This window comes from Flavobacterium hercynium (assembly GCF_002217285.1).
Taxonomy (GTDB): Bacteria; Bacteroidota; Bacteroidia; order Flavobacteriales; family Flavobacteriaceae; genus Flavobacterium; species Flavobacterium hercynium.
Genome location: NZ_MUGW01000095.1, coordinates 1 through 8,134, shown reverse-complemented (window position 1 = coordinate 8,134; position 8,134 = coordinate 1). Strand labels below are relative to the sequence as shown.

The window sequence follows — 8,134 nt, the reverse complement described above, 5'->3', positions numbered from 1 at the left end:
CTTTGCAACTTTGAACCTAAATTAAGGCTCAGAGCAACAAAACTTAAAAAATTAAAAAGAAAAACATTTCCTTTGTTCCTCTGAAACTGTGAACCTGTGAACCTTAAAAAAAAAAAACCAAATCTGGCGTAATAACGTATCTAACAAAAAAATCATTTTTATGAAATCAAAATTAATTGCCCTAACCGTTTTCTTTTCTTTATTTCTAACTTCATGCAGTGCTGTTGATGATTTATTGACTTTTACGATTTCTAATGAAACATCAATAAAAATAAAGAGTACATCACCTTTGAATTTACCAATCGAAGTACTTACACCAGACGTTACAACGAATTCATCTGCTGAGTTTAGTAACAACAAAACAAAAGCTAATTTGGTAAAAGATGTAAAACTGAAATCACTTCAACTGAAACTTACTGATCCGGAAGGAAAAACTTTTACGTTTTTGAAATCTATTCATTTATATATTTCAACTACGGATTCTAATGAAATTGAATTGGCTTATCTGGATAATATTAGCTCAAATTCAAATACGATTGATCTTATTAGCAGTAACGCAAGATTAGATGAATACGTTAAAGCAGACAAATACAAAATAAGAACTGAAGTTACTATTAAAGAAACATTAACGCAGGATGTAACGGTAAAAGCTAATATGCAATTCAGAGTAACGGCAGATCCGTTTTAAAAAACTTCTAAAATTAAAATCGCTAAGATTTAAGATATTAAAATCAAAAGTCTTAGCGATTCAAATCTATTTATTTTCACCTTTACTGAATTTCTTATTTTCTTTGATAATAATAAATTTTGCCTGAACTCCAGCATTTAAATTCTGCCAAAGATCAGATAGAATAAACTTTCCTTCAGCATCATAAATCTTAAATTCACCTGTATTCCCTCCTAACTCTCCTTTATTAAGAGCAACGAGTTCAAACGTATTAATACCTTCTTTAAAATATATTTTAAACTCCTTAAATGAAGCATCTAACATCATTTTTTCTATTATAACATCTTGATTAAAAACTGCTTTTATTAAATCTCCGTCGATTGCGCCAAAATCACGACATTTAATTATAAAATAAGCAGAGCTTGTTCTGATATCACCATAACTAATGTCAGTCATAACAAGTGGTTGACCATCTTCTTTTAAGCCAGCATCTTTTAATGCTTTATTCAAATCTTTTTCCATCTTTCCAACATAACGATCTCCGGGATTAGCAAAGTCCGTTTCTGTAGACATAGAAAATTTACTTTTTTGTTCTCCTACCTGAAATTGAGATTTCGGCGTTATACTGGTATTATCAAAAACATTTGGTGTTTTGATGCCTGGCATATCTATATTTTGTCCTTGTGGATTTTTTTCTTCCGGTGGAGGGATTGTTTTAGGCTTAGCACCAAACTTAGGTGCAGGAATACTCTTGAATTTAGTGCTAAATTCAGTTTGAGCTGATACTGTTACAGCAGTAAAAAATAGTATGAATAATAAAAAGTGCTTCATTGAAAAATATTTTTTGAATCGGCTTTTAAAATTTATAAAATCAATAGCGTAGCATCGCAAAAATAACATAATTTAATTAGGCGCTACCACTTTAAGAGTTTTATAACAATATATTAGGCTATTTTTTGGAAACAAAAAACCTGCCAAAAATTCCAGCAAATATTTTTTTCGCAATCAATAAAATAGTTGAATTTAAATTTAAAGCTGTTTTTCAATCCTTTACTTTTTAATCCTGTATTCATAATTCAATCCATTATTGTATTTTAATTCATCAATAACTTGTAAATTCGCTTTAGGCAGCAGTAAATAATTTAACGCATTAATGACTTTTCAAAACTCAAAAAAATATTCCATTGCGATTTTCAAATGGCTCTTCATTTGTATTTTGATTGGCATTTTATCGGGATCAGCATCTGCTTTTTTTCTGGTGGCTCTGGAATTTGTTACGCAAATTAGAAACCATCACGATTGGATCATTTGGCTTTTACCAATTGGAGGATTGCTTGTAGGCTTAAGTTATTATTACTGGGGCGAATCTGTTGTGAAAGGCAATAATCTATTGCTGGAAGAATATGAAAATCCTAAGAACGTGATTCCCCTTAGAATGGCTCCATTGGTATTGTTTGGAACACTAATAACGCATTTATTTGGAGGTTCAGCTGGTCGCGAAGGCACAGCGGTTCAAATGGGTGGTGCAATTGCAGATCAATTTACAACACTTTTTAAATTAGATCGCAACGAACGAAAAACACTGATTATTTTGGGTATCAGCGCCGGATTTGCTTCTGTTTTTGGAACTCCTTTGGCAGGAGCTGTTTTTGCTTTGGAGGTTTTGTACTCTAGTAAAATAAATTTCAAAAGTGTCGTTCTGTCTTTTTTAGTCGCTTACGCCGCTTATTTTACTGTGGAATTCTGGGAAATAAAACACACGCATTACAGCATTCCGAATGTACCTGATGTTACTCTGATCAATTTTGCTTATACTGTATTAATTAGTATTTTGTTTGGGCTGGCTGCTCTACTTTTTTCCAGAAGCACCCATTTTTGGAGTTCTCTTTTTTCAAATATAAAATACCCACCATTGCGACCTTTTATTGGCGGTATTATTTTAACTCTTGTCCTAATTGGTTTTGGACTTACAAAGTTTGCAGGACTGGGCGTTCCGGTTATTGTAGATTCGTTTTCACATACTAGCCAATGGTATGATTTTTTGCTAAAAATACTCTTTACAGGATTTACGTTAGGTGCCGGTTTCAAAGGCGGCGAAGTAACTCCTTTATTTTTTGTAGGTGCAACATTAGGAAGTGCTTTGTCTGTAATCGTTCCGTTGCCAATAGCGTTGCTTGCCGGCTTAGGTTTTGTTGCCGTATTTTCCGGTGCAACGCACACTCCAATTGCCTGTACCATCATGGGAGTAGAATTATTTGGAATTGAACCCGGAATTTTTATTGCCATTGCCTGTATAGTAGCTTACTTTTCCTCAGGTTCTGTTGGAATTTATAAATCTCAAATTGTCAGAGGTGCCAAATATCAATTATATCAAAAACTGAAGAAAAAAGAACTCGAACATTTATAGTTATTCTGACAGTCAAACCTTTACTCTCTTTTACCTGTATCAAATAACAAATCAATATCAACTCAAAACTTACAATTTATAAAAGTGTGTTAATCTGCAAAATGATTGCAACATTACACTAAAAAAATGTAAATTCGCACACTATGAAAATACACGATATTCAGGCAATACAATTGTTGCTTGCGACTCCTAAGAAAATTGCCATTATTCCACATAGAGGCCCAGATGGCGATGCTATGGGTTCTACTCTTGGTTTATACCATTTTTTATTAAAAAACAATCACTATCCTACTGTGATTGCACCAAATGATTTTCCTGATTTTCTGGCTTGGCTTCCTGGTTCTGAGACGGTGAAAATTTTCGAAAAAGATACTGAAAACTGCACCAAAATATTAGAAGAAGCAGAATTGATTTTTACGCTTGATTTTAATGCTTTTCATCGTACAGGTGAAATGGAACATACTTTAGCAAAGCTAAAAGCTACGTTTATCATGATCGATCATCATCAAAAACCTGATGATTATGCTGCTTACACTTATTCTGATACTTCGTTTGGATCTACTTGTGAAATGGTTTATAACTTCATTTCATTCTTAGATAAAAAACAGGATATCGACAAAACCATTGGTACCTGTCTTTATACCGGAATATTAACAGATTCAGGATCATTTCGTTTTCCGGGAACTACAGGAAATACGCATCGCATTATTGCTGAATTTATAGATTTAGGCGTTGAAAATACGCAGATTCCAATCTTATTGTTTGACAATAGTTCTTACAGTCGTTTGCAATTATTAGGTCGTGCTTTACAAAACCTGAAAGTTTTTTCAGACCACAAAACATCGTATACAACACTTACACAGGCTGAACTTGATGCGTTTCATTACATAAAAGGAGACACAGAAGGAATCGTAAATTATGGTTTGAGTATACAAGGTATTGTTTTTACCGCTATTTTTATAGAAAATAAAGACGAGAAGATTATTAAAATATCATTCCGTTCGCAAGGTGGATTTGATGTGAATCAGTTTGCCAGAGATCATTTTAATGGTGGAGGTCACAGTAATGCTGCGGGCGGACGATCAGAAATGTCGATGGAAGATACTGTGAAAAAATTTGAAGATTTAGTAACCAAACTAAAAATATAACCTACATGAACTATTTAAAACCAAGCATCTACAGTCTGCTTTTGATTGTTTTATTGGTTAGCTGTAAACAATATGAAGATGCAAGGATGCCAATTTCGAGAGCTTCTGGAAGTTTCATGAAAAAATCAGCTGACAGAAATAAAAAACTTGTAGCGAATGAAGAAGATGTCATCAAGAAAATAATTAAAAATAACCCTAAAGTGGAGTATTTTGCTTCAAAAAAAGGATATTGGTATTATTATGACGAAAGGAATGTAAGCGATACACTAAAACCTAAAAAAGGTGATATTGCTTATTTCAATTTAGAAGTAAAAGATATTAATGGTGCCGTTATTTATTCTCAGTCAGAACTGGGTCCGCAAACTTATCGAGTTGATAAGCAGGAAATCATGATGGGATTACGTGATGGTATTAAATTAATGCATAAAAATGAAACTGTAAATTTCTTATTTCCATCGCATATTGCGTATGGTTATCATGGAGATAACAAAAAAATCGGTACAAACCAATCCTTACTTTGCACGGTTACGCTTCGAAATTTTGTTCCCGAACAGGCTGCAAAAACTTCAGCTGCAACAACGCAACCTACAAAACCTGTTGCACCTAAAACTGCAGCTCCCACTAAAAAAGATACAATAACCCAATAAAAAGATTTTAAAAAATGAAAAAAAGTATTCTATTATTACTATTAGCCGTTACCTCTTTCTATTCTTGTAAAAACGAGCATAGCAATTTACCTGATGGTTTATATGCCGATATTGAAACCAATAAAGGACATGTTATAGTTGAATTAGATTATAAAAAAGCACCTATAACGGTTGCTAATTTTGTAACACTTGCTGAAGGAAAAAATGAATTTGTTACCAATGAAAACCTTAAAAGCAGACCTTTTTTTAACGGACTAAAATTTCACAGGGTTATTGAAAACTTCATGATTCAGACTGGTGATCCATTAGGAACAGGTTCTGGTGATGCAGGATATAAATTTAAAGATGAAATTACAGATTTAAGATTTGATAAAGCGGGTGTTCTTGCGATGGCAAATAATGGTCCTGCAACAAACAGCAGTCAATTTTTTATTACACATGTTGAAACTCCTTGGTTAGATGGTAAACATACTATTTTTGGTCACGTTGTAGAGAAAGGACAAGAAGTAGTAAATAAAGTACTTCAGGGAGATAGCATTGTGGCAATCACGATCATTAGAAATGGTGAAGCAGCTAAAAAGTTTGATGCTGTGAAAGTTTTTCATGATTATTTTGAAGAATCTGCTAAAGAAAAAAGCAAATTTGCAGCAGTTGGTAAAGAGAAAACAGATTATTATGCTTCTTTAAAACCTAAAGTAACAAAAACTTCAACTGGATTAGAATACGTGATTACTGAGAAAGGAACAGGTAAAAAGCCTGCAAACGGAGCACAAATCTACATTCATTACGCAGGATTCTTAGAAAACGGGACTATTTTTGACACTAGCCTTGAAGATGTAGCTAAAACTTTTGGAACATTTGATGCTGCAAGAGCTGAAGCAAAAGGATATCAGCCTATTCCTTTTCAGGCTGGACGTAAAGATGGTATGATTCCAGGATTTATTGAAGGAATTGAAAAACTTGGTTTTGGAGATAAAGCCGTTTTATTTATTCCATCTCATTTAGCGTATGGAGCTGCGGGAGCCGGAGGAGTAATTCCGCCAAACGCTAATATTATTTTCGAAGTTCAATTATTAGAGAAACCATAATAAAAAACATAAACTTAAATTCTATACATCATGAAGTTTAAATTTATATTCTTCTTTTTCCTTGCAATAGCTAATATTCAAGCGCAAGCACCGAAAAAAGCAGTTACGCCTGCAAAAAAAACAGTTGCACAAACCAATCCTAATGAAGGGATTTTTGCAACAATATCTACTACAAAAGGAGATATCGTTTTGTCTTTAGAATATGTAAAAGCTCCTTTGACGGTAGCTAACTTTATTTCTTTGGCAGAAGGTAATAATCCTAATGTAAAAGTAGAAAGACTAAAAGGAAAACCTTTTTACGATGGTTTGAAATTTCACAGGGTTATCAACGACTTTATGATTCAAGGTGGTGATCCGGACGGAAATGGTTCTGGAGGTCCTGGATTTGCTTTTAAAGATGAATTTGTTGACAATCTGAAATTTGAAAAAGGCGGTGTTTTAGCTATGGCAAATTCTGGACCGGCTACTAACGGAAGTCAATTCTTTATTACACACAAAGATACTCCGTGGTTAAACGGCAAACATACTATTTTTGGTCATGTAGTTTCAGGAATGGACAATGTTAACAAAATTGTTCAGGATGATATTATGACTAAAATAACAATTGCACGTAAAGGTGCTGCTGCTAAAAAGTTTAACGCTGTAAAAGTAATTACAGACGAAGTTAAAAAAGAAGAAGCTAAAAAAGCCGAATCACAAAAGGTAATTACTGCAAAAGCAGCTTATTTTGCTGCTGCTAAAGCGTCTGCAACTGCAACTCCTTCTGGATTAAAATATAAAATTACGAAACCGGGATCAGGTGTAAAACCAGCTGAGGGTACTACTTTTTACTTTCATTATGCAGGTTATTTTGAAGACGGAAACTTGTTTGACAGCAGTATTTCAAGTGTAGCTAAAGAGTATGGTAAATACGATGCTAACAGAGATGCTCAAAACGGATATCAGGCATTTCCATTTGTAGCGGGTAAAAAAGACGGAATGATTCCTGGTTTTATTGAAGCATTAGACATGATGACAGATGGTCAAAAAGCTATTTTCTTTCTTCCTTCTAACTTAGCGTATGGAGAAAAAGGTGCCGGAGGTGTTATACCACCAAATGCAACTTTAGTTTTTGAAATTGAAACGTATCAAAATCAACCAGCTGCTTTACCAAAAAAATAATAGAATAAAGTATTTATTCAACTCTTACTTAAAACCATCAAAATCTTGATTTTGGTGGTTTTTTATTTTAATAATGCACTTCAAACACAATACGAATTCTGTAATATCATCCTGTCATATAATCATGAAATTAGAGTTCTCGTAATGTTTAAAGCTTATTTAGAGCAAATCCTAAATAAATAACGTACCTTTGCCAGCTTTAATTTTCAAAATAAATAAGTTTAAGATGTCACAAAACAATGTATTAAAAGGTGTATTTCTAGTTGCGTTAGGAGCAACAAGCTATGGAATGTTAGCAACATTTGTAAAAATGGCTTACACAGAAGGATATACAACTGCCGAGGTAACTACATCGCAATTTGTACTTGGAATCATTGGTATTCTAATTATTAATGCTTTTCAAAAAATAAAACATAAGGAAAATGTTGTAAAGGCTTCTCCTAAAAATATTTTCAACTTAATGCTTGCCGGTACTTCATTAGGAATGACGAGTTTGTTCTATTACCTGGCTGTAAAATACATTCCGGTTTCTATTGGTATTGTTTTATTAATGCAAACCGTATGGATGGGAGTTTTACTTGAAATGATCTTAGAAAAAAAACTTCCTTCAAAACAAAAAGTTGTTGCTGTATTGATTGTACTTGCAGGAACTGTATTAGCAACCAATATTATTAATAATGATATTACGCTAGACTGGAGAGGTATTGGCTGGGGTGTTTTAGCCGCTGCTTCTTTTACCACTACTATGTTTACCGCAAATCATGTGGCAACCGAAATTTCGTCTGCTCAGCGTAGTTTATATATGCTTTTAGGTGGTGCGGTAATTGTATTTTCATTTGCTTTGTTTACTCAGGTAACACCTTTCAATCTTAACATTTTTGTAAAATGGGGAATTATCCTGGCACTTTTTGGTACTATCATTCCACCAATGCTTATGACCGCAGGATTTCCATTAACCGGAATTGGTTTAGGAAGTATCGTTTCTGCTATCGAATTGCCTGTTTCTGTAATGATGG

At 33.5% G+C, this 8,134-nt stretch carries 8 protein-coding genes; 7 read left to right on the top strand and 1 reads right to left on the bottom strand.

The window, feature by feature from the left end:
- Nucleotides 1-160: 160 nt before the first annotated feature.
- Nucleotides 161-688: a hypothetical protein gene (locus B0A66_RS22635; RefSeq protein ID WP_089052107.1), complete on the top strand. Its 528-nt coding sequence runs from the start codon at nt 161-163 to the stop codon at nt 686-688.
- Nucleotides 689-754: 66 nt separating this feature from the next.
- Here the strand turns inward: B0A66_RS22635 and B0A66_RS22630 are convergent, their stop codons facing one another.
- Nucleotides 755-1,498 (bottom strand): hypothetical protein, encoded by a 744-nt coding sequence (locus B0A66_RS22630; protein ID WP_089052106.1) that lies wholly within the window; start codon nt 1,496-1,498, stop codon nt 755-757.
- Nucleotides 1,499-1,820: 322 nt separating this feature from the next.
- On the opposite strand from B0A66_RS22630, the gene B0A66_RS22625 reads away from it, so the two are divergent.
- The 6 genes from B0A66_RS22625 to B0A66_RS22600 form a co-directional block, all read left to right on the top strand.
- The gene (locus tag B0A66_RS22625; RefSeq protein WP_089052105.1) at nt 1,821-3,074 is read left to right on the top strand and encodes a voltage-gated chloride channel family protein; all 1,254 of its coding nucleotides are present in this window, start codon (nt 1,821-1,823) and stop codon (nt 3,072-3,074) included.
- A gap of 143 nt (nt 3,075-3,217) precedes the next feature.
- Nucleotides 3,218-4,222: a DHH family phosphoesterase gene (locus B0A66_RS22620; RefSeq protein WP_089052104.1), complete on the top strand. Its 1,005-nt coding sequence runs from the start codon at nt 3,218-3,220 to the stop codon at nt 4,220-4,222.
- 5 nt (nt 4,223-4,227) lie between these two features.
- A complete protein-coding gene (gene gldI / locus B0A66_RS22615) occupies nt 4,228-4,869 on the top strand; it encodes a gliding motility-associated peptidyl-prolyl isomerase GldI (RefSeq protein WP_089052103.1) in 642 nt (213 codons plus the stop codon).
- 14 nt (nt 4,870-4,883) lie between these two features.
- Nucleotides 4,884-5,957: a peptidylprolyl isomerase gene (locus B0A66_RS22610; RefSeq protein WP_089052102.1), complete on the top strand. Its 1,074-nt coding sequence runs from the start codon at nt 4,884-4,886 to the stop codon at nt 5,955-5,957.
- Between the two features lie 30 nt (nt 5,958-5,987).
- Entirely contained in the window at nt 5,988-7,118 is a 1,131-nt protein-coding gene (locus tag B0A66_RS22605; protein WP_089052101.1) for a peptidylprolyl isomerase, read from the top strand.
- Nucleotides 7,119-7,344: 226 nt separating this feature from the next.
- On the top strand, nt 7,345-8,134 hold a 790-nt coding region (locus tag B0A66_RS22600; RefSeq protein ID WP_089052100.1), incomplete at its 3' end, for an EamA family transporter.

Excerpts from the sequence above, each read along its gene's own strand:
- B0A66_RS22620 (WP_089052104.1), top strand. The coding sequence starts at position 3,218 with ATGAAAATACACGATATTCAGGCAATACAATTGTTGCTTGCGACTCCT.
- B0A66_RS22605 (WP_089052101.1), top strand. The coding sequence starts at position 5,988 with ATGAAGTTTAAATTTATATTCTTCTTTTTCCTTGCAATAGCTAATATT.
- B0A66_RS22625 (WP_089052105.1), top strand. The coding sequence starts at position 1,821 with ATGACTTTTCAAAACTCAAAAAAATATTCCATTGCGATTTTCAAATGG.
- B0A66_RS22630 (WP_089052106.1), bottom strand. The coding sequence starts at position 1,498 with ATGAAGCACTTTTTATTATTCATACTATTTTTTACTGCTGTAACAGTA.
- gldI (WP_089052103.1), top strand. The coding sequence starts at position 4,228 with ATGAACTATTTAAAACCAAGCATCTACAGTCTGCTTTTGATTGTTTTA.
- B0A66_RS22610 (WP_089052102.1), top strand. The coding sequence starts at position 4,884 with ATGAAAAAAAGTATTCTATTATTACTATTAGCCGTTACCTCTTTCTAT.
- B0A66_RS22635 (WP_089052107.1), top strand. The coding sequence starts at position 161 with ATGAAATCAAAATTAATTGCCCTAACCGTTTTCTTTTCTTTATTTCTA.